Source organism: Amycolatopsis ultiminotia (assembly GCF_039536925.1).
Classification (GTDB): domain Bacteria; phylum Actinomycetota; class Actinomycetes; order Mycobacteriales; family Pseudonocardiaceae; genus Amycolatopsis; species Amycolatopsis ultiminotia.
In genome coordinates, this window is sequence record NZ_BAAAZN010000006.1 from 414,006 (window position 1) to 437,905 (window position 23,900).

Sequence of the window (23,900 nt, forward strand, 5' to 3'; positions counted from 1 at the left end):
CGTCCCCTAGCCCGAACGGTCCGGCGTGGCCGGCCGGAATGGGGCTGCCGGTTTCAGCGGGCCTCCAGCTCCTCGTCCAGCAAGGCGAACAGCTCATCGGCACTGGCCTCGGCGACATCCTCGTCCGGGGTCAGTCCTGCTGTCATCGCCTTCAACCGCGCCAGTACGCCGTTCAGCTCCGCCGGCTGCAGCGCCCGCAGCGCCTCCTCCAGCGCGGCCAGGTGCGCCTCCACCGGCGATGGTCCCTCCGCCACGAGGTGCTCCGCGAGCACCTGTACCGACGGATAGTCGAAGATCACCGTGGCCGGCAACCGCATCCCGGTCACCGTGTCCAGCCGGTTCCGCAGCTCGATCGCGGTCAGTGAGTCGAAGCCCAGTTCGATGAACCCTTTACGTGGATCGACCGCATCCGCACGCTCGTGACCGAGCACCACCGCGGCGGTACTGCACACGAGATCCACCGCGGCTCGCAACCGCTCCGCGCCGGCGAGTGCCATGACGCGGGCCCAGGAGTCGTCCGTCGTCTCGGCTCGCCGCCTGCCACCCCGCACCAGTCCGCGCAGCATCGCGGGCACGCTGTGCGCGTCCGCTCGCAACCCGGACATGTCCAGCCGCACTGGCACCAGTGCGGGCTGCGTCGTCCCGAACGTGGCGTCGAACAGCTCCAGACCGTCGGCAAAGGACAGTCCGAACACACCCGAGCGCGCCATCCGGATGAGGTCGGTGTCGGCCAGTTCACCGGACATCCCGCCCTCGGACCACAGGCCCCACGCCAATGACACCGCGGGCAGCCCGGCCGCGGCGCGGTGGTGCGCCAGCGCGTCGAGGAACACGTTCCCCGCCGAGTAGTTCGCCTGCCCGGCCGCGCCCAAGGTGCCGCCTGCCGACGAATACAGGACGAACGCCGCCAGGTCCATCGACGCGGTCAGCTCGTGCAGATGCCAGGCCGCGTCCACCTTCGGCCGCAACACGGTGTCCATCCGCTCCGGGGTCAACGACAGCAGCACCCCGTCGTCCACCACCCCGGCGGTGTGGATCACCGCGGTCAACGGGTGTTCGGCGGGAACGCCGGCCAGCAGTCCGGCAACGGCGTCCCGCTCGGCGAGGTCGCACGCCTCCAGCGAAACCGTCGCACCCAGCTCTTCCAGCGAGGCGACGAACTCGGCAGCACCGGGCGCGGCAGGTCCCCGGCGGCTCGTCACGAGCAGGTGCCGCACACCGCGCTCGGTCACCAGGTGCCGGGCGATCAGCCGGCCCAAAACCCCGGTACCGCCGGTGACCAGGACGGTTCCGTCCGGGTCGAGCGACGCGGTGACCGGCTCCGGGGTGAACTTCACCAGCCGGTGCACCAGCACCGCGCCGTCCCGGACGGCAACTCCCGGTTCGTCCGCGTACATCGCGCCGAGCACGGCACCCACCGGCACCGGCCCGCCGTCCACGTCCACGACCATGAACCGCTCCGGATACTCCAGCTGCGCCGTGCGGAGCACGCCCCACAGCGCGGCGTGCGTCAGGTCGTCCGCGCCTTCCTCGGGGCGGGTCGCGATCGCGCCGGAGGCAACGACCACCAGGCGAGAAGCAGCCAGCACATCCTCACCGACCCAAGCCTGCGCCAGCGCGAGAAGCCGGTGCGCAGCCTCGCGCGCACCCTGTGGCGTGGCCGATTCCGGTGCGGCGAACGGGACATACACCACGTCCGGTACCGCCGCGCCGGCACGAATCGCCGCGATCAACGCATCGAGGTCCTGGTGAGCCTCACCGCCGAAGCCGAACACGTCGGTGCCCAGCACCGCGGCCGTGACGCCGGTGACGTCCGCACCCTGCCAGGGCAGCCATTCGACCCGGAACAGCGAATCATCGACGGCCGAACGGGCCTTCGCGGCAAAAGCATCGTCCGCGATCGGCCGCAGCGCCAGGGATTCGACGCTCAGCACCGGCGCACCCGCCGGATCGGTCGCGGTCAGCGAAACGGTGTTCGCCACCTCCGACGAGATCAGCACCCGCAGGTTCGCCGCACCACTGGCGTGCAGCGAGACGCCGGACCAGGCGAACGGCAGCACCGGCTTGTCCTCGGTCGGCCCGGCCAGCCCGATGGTGTGCAACGCCGCGTCGAGCAACGCGGGATGCAGCCCGAACGCACCGGCATCGGCGTGGTCCGGCAGCGCGACCTCGGCGGCCAGCACCTCACCGGCCTGCCAAACCCGGCGCAGCCCGGCGAACACCGGACCGTAGTCGAAGCCCTGTGCGGCAAGCTGGTCGTACCGATCGGTCACGTCGAGCTCGGTCGCGCCGGCAGGCGGCCATTCCGCCGCAGCCGCCGGAACAGCAGCCGCCGGAACAGCGGCCGCCGGCGAAAGCCGGCCGTTGCCGTGCTGCACCCACTCCTGGTCACCCTCGATCTGGGAGTAGATGCCCAGCGCCCGGCTGCCGTCGTCCTGCTCCGCACCGACCGTCACCTGCAGCCGCGCCGAACCGCCTTCCGGCAGGACCAACGGCGCGGCCAGGGTGAGTTCATCCAGGTGCGCACAGCCGACCTCGTCCCCGGCCCGCACCGCCAGCTCCACAAATGCGGTGCCCGGGAACAGCGCGGCTCCCTGCACCACATGGTCGGCCAGCCACGGCTGGGCGCTCAACGAGAGCCGGCCGGTGAGCACCGCCGCACCGGAATCCGCCGTGACCACGACGGCTCCCAGCAGCGGATGCGCCGCCTCGCGTTGCCCCGCCTCGGCGACCCCACGAACACGGGCACCGGTCGGGTTGTCGAGCCAATAGCGGCTGCGCTGGAAGGCATACGTCGGCAACTCCACCACATGCGCACCGGAGTAGAACGCCGGATAGTCCACAGTGGCGCCGAGCGTGAAGAGCGTCGCCACCGCGCTCGCCGCCGACTCGTCCTCAGGCCGATCCTTGCGCAGCACGGGAACGAACGTGGCCCGGTCATCCGAGCCGAGGCAGCTCTGTCCCATTGCGGTGAGCACCGCACTCGGGCCGACCTCCACGAAGCTGCGCACGCCATCGTCGAGCACCGCGCGAACGCCATCGGCAAAACGCACCGCAGCACGTACCTGACGCACCCAGTACTCCGGCGTGGCCAGATCCGCACCTGTCTCCACTGTGGACACAATCGGTACCGAAGGCGCGGAGTAGGTCAACGTCCGGGCAACCGCCGCGAACTCCTCGAGCATCGGCTCCATCAGCGGCGAGTGGAAGGCGTGGGAGACCTGCAGCCGCGAGGTCCGGGAGAACTTCCCGGCCACGGCAAGCACTTCGTCCTCGATCCCGGAGAGCACCACCGAATCCGGCCCGTTGACTGCCGCGACGGCGACGCCGTCGGTGAGCAGCGGTCGCACCTCGTCCTCGCGCGCCTGCACGGCCACCATCGCGCCACCGGACGGCAGCGCCTGCATCAGCCGTGCCCTGGCGGAGACCAGCGTGCACGCGTCGGCCGGCGAAAGAACTCCCGCCACGTGTGCCGCGGCGAGTTCCCCGATCGAATGCCCCAGCAGGTGCGACGGACGGACTCCCCACGACTCGAGCAACCGGAACACCGCGACCTCGACCGCGAACAACGCAGGCTGGGTGTACCCGGTCTCGTCCAGCCGCTGCGCGTCGGCAAGCAGCTCACGCAGCGGCACGTCCAGATGCCGGTCGAGTTCGGCGGCCACCTCGTCGAGCGCCTCGGCGAAGGCGGGGAACGCCGCCGCCAGCGCCAGCCCCATCCCGGCGCGCTGCGCGCCCTGTCCGGTGAAGAGGAAAGCCACCCGGCCCGGTTCGGCCACGCCTTCGACCACTCCCGCCGGGGTGCGCCCGGCGGCGTACTCGGCCAACGCCCGCATCGCAGAATCCCGGTCCGCAGCAACGACTCCGGCCCGATACTCGGCGAACGTCCGGGTGCCGGCCAGCGAAAGCCCCAGATCGGCCGTCGAGGCGACGGCCGATCCGGCGAACTCCGCGAACCGCCCCGCCTGCGCCCGCACCGCCTCCGGAGAGGACGCCGACAGCAACCAGGTCACCGGCGACGCGTCCGCCGATGGCTCCGGCACCGGGTCGCCCTGCTCCAGGATCACGTGTGCGTTGGTCCCGCTGATCCCGAAGGACGAAACCCCGGCCCGCCGTGGACGTCCGGCATCCGGCCACGGCTGCTCCGCACGCAGCAGCGCGACCGTGCCGTCCGCCCAGTCCACGTGTGGCGACGGTTCGTCCGCGTGCAACGTCGGAGGCAGCACGCCGCGCCGCAGTGCTTCCACCATCTTGATCACGCCACCGACCCCGGCCGCGGCCTGGGTGTGCCCGACGTTCGACTTGAACGAACCGACGTACAGCGGCCGCTCGGGCGTGGCGGCCTTGCCGTAGGTGGCGATCAGTGCCTGCGCTTCGATCGGGTCGCCCAGTTTCGTGCCGGTTCCGTGCGCCTCCACCGCGTCCACATCGGACAGGTCGAGTTCCGCGTCGGCCAGCGCCGCCCGGATCACCCGCTGTTGGGCGGGACCGTTGGGCACGGTGATGCCGCTGGAGGCACCGTCCGAGTTGACCGCGCTGCCACGCAGTACGGCCAGCACGTGGTGCCCGTTGCGGCGAGCGTCGGAAAGCTTTTCCAGCAACAGCATTCCCGCGCCCTCCGAACAGCCGACGCCGTCCGCGCCGCTGCCGAACGCCTTGCAGCGCCCATCGGAGGAAAGCCCGTGCTGCTCGCTGAAGTACACGAACATGTCCGGCGTGACCATCACGGTCACCCCACCGGCGAGGGCCAGCGAACACTCACCACGCCGCAGTGCTTGTGCCGCCTGGTGCATCGCGACCAAAGAGGACGAACACGCCGTGTCGACCGACACCGACGGGCCTTCGAGGCCGAGGGTGTAGGAAACCCGTCCGGAGATCAGGCTGCCATCGCTGCTGCCCGCACCGTAATCGTGATACATCACCCCGGCGAACACCCCGGTGCTGCTGCCCCGCAAGGTCGACGGCACGATCCCGGCACGCTCCACGGCCTCCCACGCGGTTTCCAGCAGCAGCCGTTGCTGCGGGTCCAGCGTGCGGGCTTCCCGTGGCGAGATGCCGAAGAACTCCGGCTCGAAATCGGCGGCGTCGTAAAGGAAACCACCTTCGTTCGAATAGGACGTACCGGGCCGGGTGCCGGTGGGGTCGAAAACCGCGCCGACGTCCCAGCCGCGGTCGGCCGGGAACTCGCCGATCGCGTCGGCTCCCCCGGCGACCAGATCCCACAGCTGCGCCGGGGTGCGCACCCCGCCGGGATAGCGGCAGCCCATGCCGATCACCGCGATCGGCTCGTGCTGCTGCGCGGCGAGGCGCCGGTTGTCCTCCCGAAGCCGTTCGTTGTCCGTCATGGACTGCCGCAACGCGGCCACGATCTGCTCGGTCGAAGGCGCTTCGGTCACTGGGACTCACCCCGTTCGTCAGTGCCGGTGCCGCCCATCGCCGAGCGGACCAGGTCGGCCAGGTCCATCGCCGCGACCGCGGACGCGGCTTCGTCGGTGCTGCCGTCGGTGCCGTTCCGCGCGGCCGGCGTCTCCTCCGGTTCCGGAGCCAGCTCCGCCAGCAGGTGCCTGGCCAGCGGGAGCGGACTCGGGTAGTCGAAGATCACCGTGGCCGGCAAGCGCAGCCCGGTCGCGGCGCCGAGCCGGTTGCGCAGCTCGAGAGCGGCGAGCGAGTCGATGCCGAGATCGGTGAAGCCCTTCTCCGGCCCGACCGCGGACGGATCGTCGTAGCCGAGCACCGCCGCCGCGTGCTCGCACACCAGCTCCAGCGCCGCCGTGTCGTGCTCGTCCCGCGGGAGGGTGGCGAGCTTGTCCGCGAATCCGGTCTCCGGGGCAGCCGCCGGCGCGCCGGCGTTCCGGCGAGGTGCCGTGGTGACCAGGCCCCGCAGCAGCGGGGCCATCCGGTCGGCTTCCTCGAGGCCGGTCAGCCGCACCGGAACCAGCGCCGGTGCCCCGGCCGCCAGCGCGGCGTCGAACAGCTCCAGGCCCTCGTCCGCGGGCAGCTCCGCAACGCCGGACCGGGCGATGTGCGCCAGATCCACCTCGCCGTCGGTGCCTTCCCACGGGCCCCAGGCCAGTGCCGTCGCCGGAAGGCCGCGGGCCGCGCGGAACTCCGCCAGCGCATCGAGGAACACATTGCCTGCCGCGTAGTTCGCCTGACCGGCAGCGAGCAGCAGACCGCCGGCCGAGGAGTAGAGGACGAACGCCGCGAGGTCACGTTCTGCGGTCAGCTCGTGCAGGTGCCAGGCCGCGTCGACCTTCGGCCGCAGCACGGTCTCGACCTGCTCCGGAGTGAGCGCGTTCAGTACCGCGCTGTCCATCTGGCCTGCTGCGTGCACCACGGCGGTCAGCCGCGGCAGCGTGTCGAGCAGCTGGGCGAGCTCGGCCCGGTCGGTGACCTCGCACGCGGCGACGGTCACCTTCGCACCCTGTTCGGCCAGCTCGTCGGCGAGCTCCTTGGCACCCGGTGCGTCGAGGCCCTTCCGGCTCGTGAGCACCAGGTCACGAGCACCGCGGGCGACCAGGTGCCGGGCCAGCAGGCCGCCGAGCAAGCCGGCGCCGCCGGTGATCAGCACCGTGCCGTCCGGATCCCATTCGAGCGCTTCGCCGACTTCCGTGACCCGGGCGAGCCGGGGCACGCGGACCTCACCGCGCCGGACGACCGCCTCCGGCTCGCCGGCGGCCACCACCGCGGGCAGCGCTCGTGCCGACTCGGCAGCGTCGTCGAGATCGACGATCTGGATCCGGCCCGGGTGCTCGGCCTGCGCCGCGCGCACCAGGCCCCAGACCGGCGCCTGCGCCAGGTCCGGTTCCGCGGTCGCCACCGCGCCACGGGTGAGCACCAGCAGCTTCCCGTCCGCCGTACCGAGCCAATTCTGCAAGCGCGACAACGTTTCCTGCACCGTCGCGTGCACCCGGGCAGGCACCTCGCCTGCCGCGGAAACCACCGGCAGGACCAGGACGTCGGCCGAAACCGGTTCGTCGTGCACCGGAACGCCGAGACCGAGATCGTCCGCGCCGAGCACGGCCCAGCCCGCCAGCGAAGGAACCAGCCGTACGCCGGACGCCGGCTGCCAGTCGATCCGGTACAGCGAGTCCGGCACCTTCGTGCCGAGCTGTCCTTCCGAGACCGGCCTGGTGACCAGCGAAGCAATCCGGGCGACCGGAGTACCGGCAACGTCGGAGAGGGACAGCTCCGAACCGTTGTCCGTCTTGCGCACCCGCACCCGCAGCGCGGCGGTACCGGTGGCGTGCAGTTCGACGCCGTTCCAGGCAAACGGGATGGTCGTCTCGGTCAGTGCCTTCGGCCCGCCCGGCACCAGGAAGTCCGTCGCGCCCAGAGCCGAATCGAGCAGCCCCGGGTGCAGTCCGAACTCGTTCGCCGCAGCGCCGTCGGGCAACGCGACTTCGGCGAACACCTCGCCGTCGCGCAGCCACACCGCCCGCAGGTTGCGGAAGGTCGGACCGTAGCCGAACCCGAGCCCGGACAGATCGTCGTACAGACCGGTCAGATCCACCGCCTCGGCCCCGGACGGCGGCCACTCGGTCAGCCCGGCGGCGGCCGGCTGCGGTGTGCCGGTGGTCAGCGTGCCCGCAGCATGCCGGATCCAGCCCGCCTCGGCACGCGAGTGCACCGACAGCTCACGGCGGCCGCTCGCGTCCGGCGCGCTGAGGACCACCCGCAGGTCGACGCCGCCCTCGGGCAGCAACAGCGGCGCCTGCTGGGTCAGTTCCTCCAGCACGTGGCAACCGACCTGGTCACCGGCGTGCATCGCGAGTTCGACATATGCGGTTCCGGGCAGCATGGTGCGGCCCATGACCACGTGATCGGCCAGCCACGGCTGCGTCGCGGTGGAGAGCCGTCCGGTGAGCACCGCGCCACCGTCGGGAAGCTCCACCAACGCACCCAGCAGCGGGTGCGCGGCGGACCGGGCACCGAGCGAGGTGACGTCGCCACCGCGTTTCGTGGCCTCGAGCCAGTAGGACTTGTTCTGGAAAGCGTAGGTCGGGAGATCCACTATGGACGCACCCTGGCCGGAGAACAGCGCCCGCCAGTCGGCCTTCGCACCGCGTGCGTACAGCGTGGCCAGTGTGCTGAACACCGTCGGCACTTCGGCCCGGCCCCGGCGCATCGCCGGTACCTGCACCACCCGGTCCGGCCGGTCGGCGACCGCGGTGTCGCATTCCCTGGCCATACCGGTCAGCACCGCGTCCGGGCCCAGCTCCACGAACCGCGTCACACCTGCGGCGAGCAGCGAGCCGACGCCGTCGGCGAACCGCACCGCTTCCCGCACGTGGCCGACCCAGTACTGCGGCGAGCACAGTTCGGCGGCGGTCGCGATCCGTCCGGTCACATTGGACACCACCGGGATCGACGGGGCCGAGTAGTCCAGCGTCCGCGCCACCGTGGCGAATTCGGCCAGCATCGGCTCCATCAGCGAGGAGTGGAACGCATGCGAGACGACCAGCTGCTTGGTCCGGTGGCCGGCCTCGGAGAAGCCCGCCATCGCCGCCCGCACCGAATCCTGCGGACCGGAGATGACCACCGACCGCGGGCCGTTGACCGCCGCGATGTCCACCCCGGCCGGCAGCGCGTCACGTACCTGCGCTTCGGTGGCCGCGATCGCGGCCATCGTCCCGCCGGACGGCAGCGCCTGCATGAGCCGGCCACGGGCGGCGACCAGGGCACAGGCGTCGGCCAGCGGGAAGACCCCGGCGACGTGCGCCGCGGCCAGCTCACCGATCGAGTGTCCGGCGACGTAGTCCGGCGCGAGGCCCCAGGACTCCACCAGCCGGTACAGCGCGACCTCGATGGCGAACAGCGCGCACTGCGTGTAAGCGGTCTGGTTGAGCAGTTGTCCGTCGTCCGAACCCTTCTCCGCCCAGATGACCTGCTTGAGCGGCACCTCGAGTTCCGCGTCGAAGAGCCCGCAGATCTCGTCGAAGGCACCGGCGAAGGTGGGGAAGGCGGCATACAGCTCACGGCCCATCCCCGGCTGCTGCGCGCCTTGACCGGTGAACAGGAACGCGGTCAGGTCGGCCGCGCTCTTCGTGCCGGTCACCGTGCCCGCCGGGGTACGGCCCTCGGCCAGCCCGTCGAGCGCCTTCAGCGCGGCTTCACGGTCGGCGGCCAGCACCACCGCACGGTGGTCGAGCGCCGCACGTCCGGTGGCCAGCGAGTAGCCGACGTCGGTCAGGTCCAGCTCCGGCTTGGCCCGCAGGTGCGCGGCCAGCCGTGCGGCCTGGTCGGCGAGTGCCTGGCCCACCGAACCCGCCAACGGCAGCGGAACCACCGGCAGCGCAGGTGCGGTCCGCCGGTTGTCCTCGGCCGGGGCAGGCGGCGCCTCTTCGATGATGATGTGCGCGTTCGTGCCGCTGATGCCGAAGGACGAGACGCCCGCCCGGCGCGGGTGCCCGTTCGGCAGCCACGGCCTGGCCTCGGTCAGCAGTTCGATCTCACCGGTGGTCCAGTCGACGACCCGCGACGGTGCGTCCACGTGCAAGGTCTTCGGCAACACGTTGTGCCGCAGCGCCTGCACCACCTTCATCACGCCGGCGGCACCGCCGGAGGCCTGCGCGTGCCCGATGTTCGACTTCACCGAACCCAGGTACAGCGGGCGGTCCCGGTCCTGCCCGTAAGTGGCCAGCAGTGCCTGCGCCTCGATCGGGTCACCCAGCTTGGTGCCCGATCCGTGCGCCTCCACCGCGTCCACATCGGAGGGAAGGAGCCCACCGGCGGCCAGTGCGGCATGGATGACCCGTTCCTGCGACGGACCGTTCGGCGCGGTGAGGCCGTTGGACGCCCCGTCCTGGTTCACCGCGCTCGAACGGACCACGGCCAGCACCTCGTGCCCGTTGCGCTGGGCGTCGGAGAGCCGTTCCAGCAGCAACAGGCCCGCGCCCTCGGCCCAGCCGACGCCGTCCGAGGCGGCCGAGAAGGATTTGGACCGCCCGTTCGGCGAAAGCACGCCCTGCCGGCTGGAATCCACGAACAGGTCCGACTGGGAAAGCACGGTCACGCCGCCTGCCAGCGCCAGCCCGCATTCCCCGGCCCGCAGCGCCTGCACCGCGAGGTGCAGCGTGACCAGCGAGGACGAGCACGCGGTGTCCACCGTCATGCACGGCCCCTCCAGCCCGAGCAGGTAGGAGATCCGGCCGGAGACGACCGCACCCGAACTGCCGTTCGGGATGTAGGCGGCGACGTCGGCCGGTGCACCGGGTGCCCGGCTGCCGTAGTCGTCGTACATCGCGCCGGTGAAAACGCCGGTCAGGCTGCCGCGCAGGGAGCTCGGGTCGATCCCGGACCGTTCGATGGCCTCCCACGCGGTCTCCAGCAGGAGCCGCTGCTGCGGGTCCATGGCCATCGCCTCGCGCGGGCCGATGCCGAAGAACGCCGGGTCGAACTCGGCGGCATCGTGCAGGAACCCACCCTCGTTGGCGTAGGTCTTGCCGCGTTTGCCCCGTTCCGGATCGTAGATGCCCTCGACGTCCCAGCCGCGGTTGGTCGGGAACCCGCTCACCGCGTCGACCTCGTCCACCAGCAGCTGCCACAGATCCTCCGGCGACCGCACGCCACCGGGGTAACGGCAGGCCATGCCGACGATCGCGATCGGCTCCTGCATCGAAACGTTCGTCCGCGCCGTGGTGGCCGGGGTCTTCGTGACCGCACCGAGCAGCTTGCCCTGCACGAAGTCCGCCACCGCCTTCGCGGTCGGGTGGTCGAAGATGAGCGTCGCGGGCAGGGAAAGCCCGGTGGCCGTACCGAGCAGGTTGCGCAGCTCGACCGCGGCCAGCGAGTCGAAGCCCAGCTCCTTGAACGCCCGTGTGCCGTCCACTTCGGACCTGTCCGGGTAGCCGAGCACGGTCGCCACCTGGGTGCGCACGAGATCAAGCAGTACCCGGTCCCGTTCGCTCTCGCCCAGTGCGGCCAGCTCGGCGGCCAGCGCGTTGTCGTCGGCAGCCCTGGCTGCCTTCGCCACCCGCCGGGCCTTCGGCGGCACGAAGCCGCGCAGCAACGCGGGCAGTTCGTCGGTGCGGGCACGGAGTGCGGCAACGTCGATCCGGAGCGGAGCGATCACTGCGTCCGCAGTGGACACTGCCTGGTCGAACAGCGCGAGACCCTGTTCTCCGGTCACCGCGGGCAGACCCAGCCGGGCCATCCTGGCGAGATCGGCTTCGGCGAGGTCCCCGCCGAGGCCGGTGTTCTCCGCCCACAGGCCCCAGGCGAGCGCGGTCGCCGGAAGCCCGGCGGACCGGCGGTGCTCGGCGAGCGCGTCCAGGAACGCGTTGGCCGCCGCGTAGTTCGCCTGACCGGCAGGCAGCACCTGACCGCCGGCCGAGGAGAACAGCACGAACGCCGACAGGTTCCGGTCCGCGGTCAGCTCGTGCAGATGCCAGGCCGCGTCGACCTTCGGCCGCAGCACGGAATCCAGCTGGTCCGCGGTGAGCGAATCGAAGACGCCGCTGTCCGCGGTGCCCGCCGCGTGCACCACTGCACTGAGGTCGGACAGCGAGCCGACGAGCTGCTCGACCGCCGTCCGGTCGGTGACGTCGCAGGCCTCGATGGTCACCGTGGCACCGAGATCGGCCAGCTCTTCGGCCAGCTGCTGCGCGCCGGGAGCGTCGCTGCCCCGGCGGCTGGTGAGGACCAGCCGCGCCACGCCGTGCTCGGCGACCAGGTACCGCGCGAGCAGACTGCCGAGCCCGCCGGTACCGCCGGTGATCAACACCGTGCCGGAACCCCACGGTGCACCGGCGGATGCCTCGGTGCGCACGTACCGCGGCACCAGCACCGAACCCTTGCGGATCGCGGCTTCCGGCTCGGCCGAGGCGAGTACTGCGGCGATCGTGTCCACCGAGGTGTCGATGTCGGCGTCCACCAGGAAGATCCGGCCGGGGTGCTCTGCCTGCGCTGCGCGGGCCAAGCCCCACAAAGCACCCTGGCTGACGTCCACAGTGGAGTCAATCGGGGCAGCGTCGTCGGTGACGACCGCGAGCTTGGTGCCCGCGAACCGCGGTTCGGCCAGCCATGCCTGGATCTCGGCGAGCAGCCAGGCCGCCTTGCCGCGAGCCACCTCGGGAACCTCGCCGTGCTGTCCCGGCGCGGACAGCGTGACGACCCCTGGCACCGGCTCGCCCCGGTCCACCGCGGCGATCAGGTCGGCGAACCCGCCGTAGGTGGCGGCAACGCCGATCCGGCCACGACCGACCGCGACGACCTCGCCCGCCTCCGCGGCCGGCACCGGTACCGGCTGCCAGCCGATCTTGAGCAGCGAACCGGCGACCGGATCGGCGGGCGGCGCGGAAAGCTCGGCCCGCACCGGGCGCGACACCAGTGATTCGACCGACGCCACGGGGTGCCCCTCGCTGTCGGCGACCTCGATGGCGGACAGCTCGTCACCGTCCAGCCGCACGATCCGTACCCGCAGCACCGAAGCACCGACCGCGTGCAGGGTCACGCCGTTCCAGACGAACGGCAGCAGCGTCGAACCGTCCGGGTCACCGAGCAGATCCGCGTGCATCGCGGTGTCCAGCAGCGCCGGGTGCAGACCGTAGGCGCCCGCGGTCGACGCGGCCGGTTCCGGCAGTGCCACCTCGGCGAACACCTCGTTGCCACGGCGCCAGGCGGCCTTGAGGCCCCGGAACGCCGGGCCGTAGCCGTAGCCGCGTTCGCCGAGCCGCTCGTAGGCACCCTCGACCGGGATCGGGGCGGCACCCGGCGGCGGCCATTCGGTCAGCCCCGCCGGTTCCGGACGCGCCGCGGTGGAAAGCGTGCCCAGCGCGTGCTGGGTCCACGCACCGTCCACCGGAGCGTTCGCCGGACGGGAGAAAACCGTGACCGGACGACGGTCGCCGGCAGCCGGACCGACCACGACCTGCAGCGCGACCGCGCCGTCCGGCGGCAGCACGAGCGGCGCCTGCAGCGTCAGCTCTTCCACCACCGGATGTCCAACCTGGTCACCCGCTGCGACGGCCAGTTCCACGAATCCGGTGCCAGGCACCAGGATCGCGCCCTTCACCACATGGTCGGCCACCCACGGCACCGAACCGGCCGACAACCGTCCGGTGAGCACAGTGGTGTCCGAACCGGACAGTGCCAGCACCGCGCCGAGCATCGGATGCGACAGTGGCTGCTGGCCGACCGCGCTCACGTCACCGGACGGCGTGGCGTCCAGCCAGTAACGCTTGTGCTGGAACGCATACGTCGGCAGGTCGAGCCGGATCGGGCCGTCACCGAGCACCGGGCCGAGCTTTGCCGCGCCGCGGATGTGCAGCCGGCCGACCGCGGCGAGCGCGGTGCGCACCTCGTCCTGGTCTCGCCGGCCAAACGGGACGAACTCGATGTCCTCGGCGGTGTTCTGCGGGCCGAGCGCGGACAGCACGCTGTCCGGCCCGATCTCCAGGAACGTCCGCACGCCGCTCTCGGCCAGCGCGGTGACCGCCGCACCGAAGCGCACCGCCTCGCGGACGTGGGTGACCCAGTACTCCGGCGAACGCAGCTCCTCGTCGGTGGCCTGCAGTCCGGTGACCGTGGAAACGATCGGGATCTTCGGTGCCGCATAGGTGAGTCCTGCGGCAACCTCGCGGAATTCCGCGAGCATCGGCGTCATCAGCGGCGAGTGGAAGGCGTGGCTCACCCGCAGCCGCCGGGTCTGCACGCCCTCGGCCGCTCGTTCGATGTCACTGATCGCGTCCGCCCCGCCGGAAACCACGACCGCGGCCGGGCCGTTCACCGCGGCAATGCTGACGTCGTCCTCGTGCCCGCGCAGCAGTTCACGCACGACGTCCTCGGGAGCGGAGATCGCGACCATCGCGCCCCGCCGTTCGGTGAGCGAGCCCATCAGCCGGCCACGAGCGGCGACCAGCTTCGCCGCGTCCGCAAGCGACAGGACGCCCGCGACGTGCGCTGCGGCCAGCTCGCCGATCGAGTGCCCGGCCAGCGCATGCGGCGTGATGCCCCACGACTCGGCGAGCCGGAACAACGCGACCTCCACCGCGAACAGACCGGTCTGCGTGTACTGCGTCTGGTCCAGCAGGCCGCGGTCAGCCAGCTCGGTGGTGCCGAAGACGACGTCACGCAGCGGTACGTCGAGCAACGGATCGATGGCGGCACACGCCGCGTCGAAGGCAGTCGCGAACGCCGGATAGCTCTCGTACAGCGCACGGCCCATCCCGACGCGCTGCGCGCCCTGCCCGGAGAACAGGAACGCGAGCTTGCCGTCGGTGACCTGGCCGCCCTCGGCTTCGCCGGCGGACAGCGCATCGAGACCGGCAGCCAGCTCGGCCGTGGTCTCGGCGACCACCACCGCACGGTGCTCCAGTGCGGACCTGGTCCCGGCGAGCGAACGGGCCACCTCGGCGACCGGCACGTCCTCGTGCCCGGCCAGCCAGGAACGCAGCCGGGCTGCTTGCCCCTGCACCGCAGCCGCGGACCGGCCGGACAGCGCGACCGGGACGACGGTCCGGGTCTCCGCGGGCTGCTCGGCGGTGCCCTCGGGAGCCTGCTCCAGGATGATGTGCGCGTTGGTGCCGCTGATCCCGAACGAAGACACCGCGGCCCGGCGTGGCCGCTCGGCCTGCCACTCGCGCCGCTCGGTGAGCAGCTGCACCGCACCGGCGTCCCAATCCACCACAGTGGACGGACGGTCGACGTGCAGCGTCTGCGGCAGCTGTTCGTGCCGCATCGCCATGACCATCTTGATGATGCCCGCGACCCCGGCGGCGGCCTGGGTGTGGCCGAGGTTGGATTTGATCGAGCCCAGCCAGAGCGGGTTGTCCGCCGCACGGCCCTGCCCGTAGGTGGCCAGCAGGGCCTGCGCCTCGATCGGGTCGCCGAGAGTGGTACCGGTACCGTGCCCCTCCACTACGTCCACTTCGGACGACGTGAGCCCGGCGTCGGCGAGTGCCTTGGCGATCACGCGCTGCTGTGACGGACCGTTCGGCGCGGTGAGGCCGTTGGAAGCGCCGTCGTGGTTGACGGCGGAGCCACGCAGTACCGCGAGCACCGGGTGCCCGTTGCGCTGCGCGTCGGAGAGCCGCTCGACGAGCAGCATGCCCACGCCCTCACCCCAGCCGGTTCCGTCGGCCGCCTCTGCGAACGGCTTGCACCGGCCGTCCGCGGAAAGTCCCCGCTGGCGGCTGAAATCGACGAAGGTGTCCGGAGTGGACATCACGGTCACGCCACCGGCGAGCGCGAGGGTGCACTCCCCCCGACGCAGCGCCTGGACTGCCCAGTGCAACGCGACCAGCGACGACGAGCAGGCAGTGTCCACCGTGACCGTCGGTCCCTCCAGCCCGAGCGCGTAGGACACCCGGCCGGAGACGACGCTGGCGAGGCTGCCGTTGCCGAGGTATCCCGCGATGTCGTCGGGAACCTTGCCCAGCCGGGTGCCCCAGTCGTGGTACATCACGCCGGCGAACACTCCGGTGGCACTGCCACGCAGCGAAACCGGGTCGATCCCGGCCCGCTCGAAGGCCTCCCACGACGTCTCCAGCAGCAACCGCTGCTGCGGGTCCATGGCCGCCGCCTCGCGCGGGCTGATCTCGAAGAAGTCGGCGTCGAACTCGGCCGCGTCGTGCAGGAACGAACCGTGCTTGACGTAGGAGTGGCCGGGTTTGCCCTGCTCCGGATCGTAGAGTGCATCGAGATTCCAGCCGCGGTCGGACGGGAACTCCGACAGTGCTTCCGCGCCATCGGCCACAAGCCGCCACAGGTCTTCCGGCGTCTCGATGCCGCCGGGGTAACGGCAGGCGAGGCCGACGATGGCGATCGGCTCCTGCAGGTCGGCGGTGGTGACCGGCGCGACCGGCGGTGCCGGGGCGAGCCCGGTCAGCCGCGAGGAGAGGTATTCGGCCAGCGCCCGGGGTGTCGGGTAGTCGAACACCAGCGTGGCAGGCAGCCGCATACCGGTGACCGAGTCCAGGATGTTGCGCAGCTCCACCGCGGCCAGCGAATCGAAGCCGATCTCGCCGAACGGGCGGGCCGGACTGATCGCGTCCGCACCGTCATGGCCGAGCACGGCCGCGACGTGCGTGCGCACCAGGTCCAGCAGCGCCCGGTCACGGTCGGCCTCGGCGAGGTGCGCGAAACTGCCGGCAAACTGCTGCTCCGGCGTCAGCTCACCGGACGGCAGCGACGCGGCGACGCGGCGGCGACCCGCGGGGACGAGCCCGCGCAGCACCGCCGGAACGTCCTCGCCACGGGCCCGCAGGGCGGCCCGGTCGACGCGGGTCGGCACCACATTCGGGGCGCCGGTGCCCAATGCGGCGTCGAGCGCGGCCAGGCTTTCCGAAACCGACAGCGGCGCCAAACCCAGCCGCGCGATCCGATTTCGGTCTACTTCGGACAGTGTGGCGCCCATGCCGAGCGCCCCGCCCGCATCCGGCGCCCAGAGTCCCCAGGCCAGCGATGTCGCGGCCAGACCGGCCGAGCGGCGGTACTCGGCCAGTGCGTCCAGGAAGGTGTTGCCCGCGGCGTAGTTCGCCTGTCCGGCGCCGTCGGCGAGCCCCGCCGACGAGGAGAACAGCACGAACGCGGAGAGGTCGAGACCGGCGGTCAGCTCGTGCAACGCCCAGGCCGCGTCCAGTTTCGGCGCGAGCACCGCGTCCAGCCGCTCCGCGGTGAGCGAACCGATCATCGCGTTGTCGAGCACCCCGGCGGTGTGCACCACGGCGGACAGCGGCTGGTCGGCCGGGACCTTCTTCAACGCGGCGGACAGCGAACGCTTCTTGCGCACGTCACCGGCGACCACCCGCACGGAAGCACCCAGCCCGGCCAGCTCTTCGACCAGTTCGCCGGCGCCCGGCGCGGCCTCGCCCCGACGGCTGAGCAGGAGCAGGCTGCGCACGCCGTGCCGGGCCACGAGGTGGCGGGCGACCTGCGCCCCGAGCCCGCCCGTGCCACCGGTGATCAAGACCGTGCCCTCGGTAGGCCAGGCCGGCTCGGCAGGCTCCGCGGCCAGCCGGACCAGCCGGCCGGCGAGCACCGCGTCACCTTCGATGCGCAGCTCCGGTTCGCCGGAGCCGAGTGCGGTGGCCAGCGTCGTCTCGGTGCAGGCGCCTTCCACCAGCACGATCCGGCCGGGGTGCTCGGACTGGGCCGAACGCACCAGCCCACGGACGGCGGCGTCGGACAGTGCCCCTTGCGTCAGCACCACCAGACGCGACGACCCGTAACGATCGCTGTCCAGCCATTGCTGCAGCACGGTGTGCACGCGGTGCACGGTCTGCTTCGCGGCGGCCGCGATGTTCTTGCCCGGCACCGAAACCGGCAACAGCACCGCTTCCGGCGGCTCGACCAGCGACACCAGCGAGTCCACCACCGGCACGTCGATCCCGCCCACCGAACCGAGCGCGGCCAGCGTCGGCAGCTCGCCCCCGGCCGGGACCGGGGACCATTCCACTGTGTACAGCAGGTCGCGAGCCTGGGTGCCGAGGTCGGTCTCGCGGACCGGCCGCGACCGGAACGACTCGACCGACAGCACCGGCGCGCCCGCCGAGTCCACGATGTCGATCGACACCCCGCCGGTGGCCGGCGACGTGATCCGCACCCGCACCTCCGTGGCGCCGGTGGCGTGCAGGCGCACTCCGGTCCAGGCGAACGGCAGGCGGAGCTCACCGGCTTCCCGTGTCTCGCCCGGGGCGAAGTCGGTAGCGTGCAGCACCGCATCGAGCAGCGCCGGGTGCACCCCGAACGCGTCGTCCCGGCCCGTCGCGGGCAGCGCGACCTCGGCGTACACCACGTCGTTGTGCTTCCACGCCGTGCGCAGGCCTTGGAACAGCGGGCCGTAGCCGTAACCCTGTCCGGCCAGTTCGCCGTACAGCTCTGCGGTGGCGACCGCCTCGGCTCCGGCCGGCGGCCACTCGGCACGCGCCGGCTCCACCACCGGTCCGGCGGCCAGCACACCGACGGCGTGCCGGGTCCAGGCCGCGTCGGCGTCCTGGTCCGGCCGGGAGTGGAACTCGATGGTCCGGCGTCCCTCGACGTCCGGGCCGACCAAGGTCTGCAGCGCGACGCCGCCGGTTTCCGGCAGCGTCAGCGGGGCCTGCAGGGTCAGCTCGTCGACCACGCCGAAGCCGACCTGCGCCGCCGCGTGCAGCGCCATTTCCACGAACGCGGTGCCCGGCAGCACCGGCGATCCGGCGATCGCGTGGTCGGCCAGCCACGGGTGCGTGCGCAGCGCGACACGGCCGGTGAGGACCAGGCCGTCGTCGCCGGCCAGGCCGATCTCCGCGGCCAGCAGCGGATGCCCGGAAGCGAGCTGGCCGAGGCCGGTGGCGGCACCGGTCCCGGACGGCGCGGTGAGCCAGTAGTGCTTGCGCTGGAAGGCATAAGTCGGCAGATCGAGCACGCCGGCCGGGCCGAAGAACTCGTTCCAGTCGATCGCAGTACCCCGGGTGTGCAGCCGGCCCAGCGCGGCCGCGAGCGTACCGGTCTCCGAGTGGTCCCGGCGGAGCGCGGCGGTGAACGCGATGGTCTCCGCATGCGGTCCGGTCGCGGCCATCGCCGACAGCACAGCATCCGGGCCGACCTCGATCGCGGTCGTCACGCCGGCCTCGGCGAGTGCCGCGACGCCGTCGGCGAACCGCACCGCGCGGCGCACGTGCCACAGCCAGTACCCCGGCGAGCACAGCTCTTCCGGTGTGGCGATCCGGCCGGTCACATTGGACACCACCGGAATCGACGGCGGCGCGTAGTCGACGACCTCCAATATCTCGCGGAACTCGGCCAGCATCGGCTCCATCAGCGGCGAATGGAAGGCGTGCGACACCCGCAGTTCACTGGTCTTGCGGCCCTGCATCCGGAACACCGACACCACGGCGTCCACCGCGTCCCGCGCACCGGAAACCACGACCGACGAAGGCCCGTTCACCGCGGCGAGGCTCACCTGCTCGTTCAGCAGCGGGTGAACCTCGTCCTCGGTCGCGGCGATGGCCACCATCGCGCCGCCCTCGGGAAGCCCCTGCATCAGCCGGCCGCGCGCGGCGACGACCAGGCAGGCGTCCTCCAGCGACCAGACACCCGCGATGTGCGCGGCAGCGAGCTCACCGATCGAGTGGCCGAGCACGATGGCCGGGGCCACCCCCCACGACTCGAGCAGCCGCGCCAGCGCGACCTCGACCGCGAACAGCGTGGCCTGCGCGTACTGGGTGCCGTCGAGCTCCTCGGCGTCGTCACCGAACAGCACGTCGCGCAGCGGAAGCTCCATCTGCACGTCGAGGTGGTCCACCGCCTCGTCGAAGACCTCGGCGAACTTCGGGTAGGCCAGGTACAGCTCGCGACCCATGGCGAGCCGCTGCGAACCCTGACCGGTGAAGAGCATCGCGAGCTTGCCCGGAGTGCGTTCCCCGAGCACGACGTTCGGATCCTGTTCACCGGCGGCAAGCGCCTGCAGGCCGCGCACGGCGTCCGCGGTGTTCCCGGCAACGACCACCGCACGCTGATCGTGCGCGGCGCGTGTGGTGGCGAGCGAGAACCCGACGTCGGTCAGCCCGTTCTGCTCCACAGTGGACACCAACGCATCCGCCTGCGCGCGGAGCGCTTCCGCACTGCGTGCCGAAACGACCAGTGGCACGATCGGCAGTTCGGCGTCGGCGTGTGGCGGTTCCTCGGCGGCAGGCGCCTGCTCGATGATCACGTGCGCATTCGTGCCGCTGACCCCGAACGACGAAACCCCGGCCCGGCGCGGACGCTCGCGCAGCGGCCACTCCCGGGCTTCGGTGAGCAGCTCGACCGAACCCGCCGACCAGTCGACGTGCGGGGTCGGCTCGTCCACGTGCAGGGTCTTGGGCAGCACGCCGTGCCGGATCGACTCGACCATCTTGATCACGCCCGCAACGCCCGCTGCGGCCTGGGTGTGCCCGATGTTCGACTTGATCGAACCGAGCAGCAACGGCGTCTCACGGCCCTGGCCGTAGGTGGCCAGCAGCGCCTGCGCCTCGATCGGGTCGCCGAGCCGGGTTCCGGTGCCGTGCGCCTCGACCGCGTCCACATCGGACGGAGCCAGTCCGGCGTCGGCCAGCGCACGGTTGATCACCCGCTGCTGCGACGGGCCGTTCGGTGCGGTGAGCCCGTTCGAGGCGCCGTCGGAGTTGATCGCGGAGCCACGTACGACGGCGAGCACGGTGTGTCCGTTCGCCACCGCGTCGGAGAGCCGCTCCAGCACCAGGACGCCGACGCCCTCGGCGAATCCGGTGCCGTCCGCAGCTGCCGCGAAAGCCTTGCAACGGCCGTCCTCGGCGAGGCCACGCTGCCGGCTGAACGCGGTGAACGTGCCCGGCGCGCCCATCACCGCCACCCCACCGGCAAGCGCCAGGTGCGTCTCCCCACGGCGCAGCGACTGCACCGCGAGGTGCAGCGCGACCAGCGAACCGGAACAAGCCGTGTCGACGGTCAGCGTGGGCCCCTCCAAGCCGAGCGCGTAGGCGACTCGACCGGAAACGACACTGGGCGCGTTACCGGTGAGCAGGTACCCGTCGAGCCCGTCCGGGGCTTCGTGCAACCGCGGGCCGTATTCCTGTGCCTCGGCGCCGATGAACACCCCGCCCGGGGTGCCACGCAGGGTGCCCGGATCGATCTTCGCGCGTTCCAGCGCTTCCCACGCGGTCTCCAGCACGAGCCGCTGTTGCGGGTCCATCGCCGACGCCTCGCGCGGCGCGATGCCGAAGAACCCGGCGTCGAACTCGCCCGCCCCCGGCAAGAACCCGCCCGAGCTCGCGTAGCTGCTGCCCGGCCGGTCCGGATCGGGGTCGTAGAGGCCCTCCAGATCCCAGCCACGGTCGGTGGGGAACCCGGCGATGGTGTGCACCTCCCCGGAAACCAGCTGCCACAACGCATCCGGCGACACCGCACCACCCGGGTAGCGGCAGCCGATACCGACGATCGCCACCGGCTCGTCCGTCGCGCCGCCCACCGGGGCGGCGGCGTGCCCGGTCTCCGCGCCGAACACCTCGGCGTAGAGGAACCGGGCAACCGCGGCCGGCGTCGGGTGGTCGAAGGCGAGCGTGACCGGCAGGTCGAGGCCGGTCGCGTCGGTCAGCTGCGCGTGCAGCTCCACCGCGGCGAGCGAGTCGAACCCGTGGTCGGAGAACGCCTTCTCCGGATCCAGCACGGCGGGCACCTCGGGCAGCGCCGCCTGCAGCGCGGCCCGGGTGGCGCGGTGCACCAGATCGGCGAGGTACGCCGCGCGGTCCCCCGGCGGCAATTCACTCAACCGCTGACCGAAGCCGGATTCCCGATTCTTCTCACTGTCACGCATTGCGCACTCCACCGCTGTAGCAAGGCAGCATTCATGGTCGTCGCGGGGATCGTAAGCCGGGTCACGAACCGGCCGGATCCCCAGAAAAAGCCGCTAGGGGCAGGGAACTCACCAGGTGATGCGCAGCAGCGAAGGGCCGCGCACAATCACCCCGTACTCCCATTTCACGCCGTCCCGCCCGTCGGCGAGCCGCAGTTCGGGGAACCGCGCGAGAATCGCCTTGAGCGCCTCCTGCAGTTCCAGCCGGGCCAGCTGCGCCCCGATGCAGTGGTGCGGGCCGTGCCCGAACGCCACGTGCGGATTGGGGCTGCGGGTCAGGTCGACAGCGTCCGGATTGGCGAACACCTCGGGGTCGCGGTTGGCCGCGTGCAGCGCCGGCAGCACCGGATCGCCCGCACGCACCACGACATCGCCGAACCGCACGTCCTCACGGGCGTAGCGGGCGAACATCGCGGCAGTGTTGATCGGCACGTACCGCAGCAGTTCCTCCACCGCCGTCGGCATCAAGTCCGGATCGGCCCGCAGCTGCGCCAGCAGTTCGGGCTGGGTCAGCAAGGTGAACACGAAGCTCGGCAACGCCGAGGACACCGTTTCCACGCCGCCGGTGAGCAGGCCCGCACCGGCGATGGAGATCAGCTCGTTCTCGGTCAGCTTGTCCCCGGCGTCCCGTGCGTAGACGAGCGCGCCCAGCAGATCGTCGGTCGGTTCCTCACGCCGCTGCGCGACCAGGCCTGCCACGTAGTTGTCGAGCTGGTCGCCGTAGACGTCGAGCACATCGCCCTTCGCCGTGGCGTCGCTGACCAGCGCCTGCGTCCACTCGCGGAAGATCTTGTGGTCCTCCTGCGGCACCCCGAGCAGATCGCAGATCACCGTGACCGGCAGCGGGCGGGCCAGATCCTCGACCACGTCGGCCGCGTCGCCGTCGGCCACCATGCCCTCGAGCAGCTCGTTCACCAGGTTTCGCACCCCGGCACGCATTGCTTCGAGCCGACGTGCGGTGAACGCCTTGGACACCAGGCGGCGCAGCCGCGAGTGGTCCGGCGGATCCATCCCCATGATGCCGTCGCCCATCTGCTGACGGCGCATCCGCGGCTGGTCGAGACCCTGCGCCAGCTCCCGGCTGAAGCGCTGGTCGGTCATCACCAGTTTGACGTCGGCGTACTTCGTCGCCAGCCAGGCAGGTTCGCCGAAGGGCAGCTGCACCCGGCTCATCGGCTCGTCGCGCTGCAGCTGGTGGTAGGTCTCGGAAACGGAGATCTCGTGCATGTCGAACGGGTAGGCCCGGACGGTCCGGCGGGTGCTCATCGCGAATCCCCTCCAATCGAGGTCATCGGGTTTTCCAGCGCCGCGGTGTCGTGGACGTGCTGGACGTAGGACAGCGCCGACATGAGCGTCGACGAGGTGATCCGGCCGCCGGGCGCACGGTCCACGACGCCGCGCAGCGGCAGCGAACCGAGCTCGGACCAGCCGAGCCTGCCCTCGGCGTCCAGCCGGCTGCGGGCCTGCCCGGCGTTGTCCGGATGCAGGCAGTACGGCACGTCGAGCAGACCGCGCTTGAACGCGACCACGATCGCGCGGCCGAGGTCGGCATGGCTGTTCAGCACCGCGTCGACCAGCGCGCAGGCCTCGCGGTAGACCTGGTTGTCGGCATCCACCACCACCGGGCCGGACGCGGCCACCGAACCCGCGTGTTCCAGGGCCGAGAGGTTCTCGGCGACCGTCGGGATGCGGTGCGCCTCCGCGACGGTCTTCACGATCAGCCGTTCGGACGTGGTGCTCGTGGCCAGCTCGGCGGCCTTGCCCAGCAACGACATCGCGCCGCCGGGCGTGCGCGGGAAGAGTCCCATGTAGGCGTAGATCACGACGTGCCACGCCGCTTCCGGCAGCAGCTCGGCACACAGCCGGCGCAACGCCGCCACCGCCTCCTGGTCCTGGCGCAAGTTGGTCTGCTGCGCGTAGCTCACCGAGATACTGCGCACCCCCTTGCGGTAGAAGAACAACGCCTCCAGCACGCTGATCGCGACCAGCTCGCTCGGCGGGCACAACTGACCCATCATGCAGCCGCCGAAGGTCTCCAGGTGCGGCCGGCCGGCCGGATGATCGGCGGCCATCAGCAGCTCACAGCAGTGCTCCCAGTTGCGCACCGACTCGTCGAGCGGCGTTCGGCTGTAGGGCAGGCAATACGACACCGGACCACCCTCGGTGGCATGCAGCCCGGCCGCGATCATCGCGCGGAAGATGCCCGCAGGCCGCGCCGAACCGTGCCGCACCTGCACCGGAAAATCCGGCCCCTCGATGCCGTCCAGCATTCGCCTGGTGACTTCCGGGGAATGGTTGACGATCGGGTACCCGTTGAGCGGAATACCGTTGCGCAGCGCATGATCCACCGAATCGGTGTCACCGACCCGGGTGTAACTGTCGAGCGTGACAGTGCCGACGGTCGCCGCGTCGGCCCGCTTCGTCGCGGCAAGGCCATCCCGCATCACCCCGGGATCGGCAAACCCCATCCGAGGCTGCACGACCAACCGCCCGGCCGCATGCTGCTGCGCGATGAACCGCTCGAAGCTCATGCCGCCTCCGCGGGAAAGAGCACGTCGGCAGCGCCTAATTCCGCCTCCGCGGGAAAGAGCACGTCGGCAGCGCCTAA

4 protein-coding genes are annotated in these 23,900 nt (G+C 71.6%); all 4 read right to left on the minus strand.

Translation table 11 applies throughout. The features are described 5' to 3' along the window. Positions 1-53: 53 nt before the first annotated feature. The 4 genes from ABD793_RS17030 to ABD793_RS17045 all read right to left on the minus strand — a co-directional run bounded on the left by ABD793_RS17030 (position 54) and on the right by ABD793_RS17045 (position 23,823). On the minus strand, positions 54-5,396 hold the full coding sequence (locus tag ABD793_RS17030; RefSeq protein WP_344860949.1) for a type I polyketide synthase: 5,343 nt from the start codon (positions 5,394-5,396) through the stop codon (positions 54-56). Next, positions 5,393-21,253, minus strand: a complete 15,861-nt coding sequence (locus ABD793_RS17035; RefSeq protein WP_344860950.1) for an SDR family NAD(P)-dependent oxidoreductase — start codon at positions 21,251-21,253, stop codon at positions 5,393-5,395. The genes ABD793_RS17030 and ABD793_RS17035 overlap by 4 nt, the downstream gene beginning before the upstream one ends. A 108-nt stretch (positions 21,254-21,361) precedes the next feature. After that, positions 21,362-22,558 (minus strand): cytochrome P450, encoded by a 1,197-nt coding sequence (locus ABD793_RS17040; protein ID WP_344860953.1) that lies wholly within the window; start codon positions 22,556-22,558, stop codon positions 21,362-21,364. Continuing rightward, positions 22,555-23,823: a methylaspartate mutase gene (locus ABD793_RS17045; protein ID WP_344860955.1), complete on the minus strand. Its 1,269-nt coding sequence runs from the start codon at positions 23,821-23,823 to the stop codon at positions 22,555-22,557. Before ABD793_RS17045 ends, ABD793_RS17040 begins: the two co-directional genes overlap by 4 nt. Between the last annotated feature and the right edge of the window lie 77 nt (positions 23,824-23,900).

Coding starts and splice junctions, on each gene's coding strand:
- ABD793_RS17040 (WP_344860953.1), bottom strand. CDS start 22,558: ATGAGCACCCGCCGGACCGTCCGGGCCTACCCGTTCGACATGCACGAG.
- ABD793_RS17045 (WP_344860955.1), bottom strand. CDS start 23,823: ATGAGCTTCGAGCGGTTCATCGCGCAGCAGCATGCGGCCGGGCGGTTG.
- ABD793_RS17035 (WP_344860950.1), bottom strand. CDS start 21,253: ATGCGTGACAGTGAGAAGAATCGGGAATCCGGCTTCGGTCAGCGGTTG.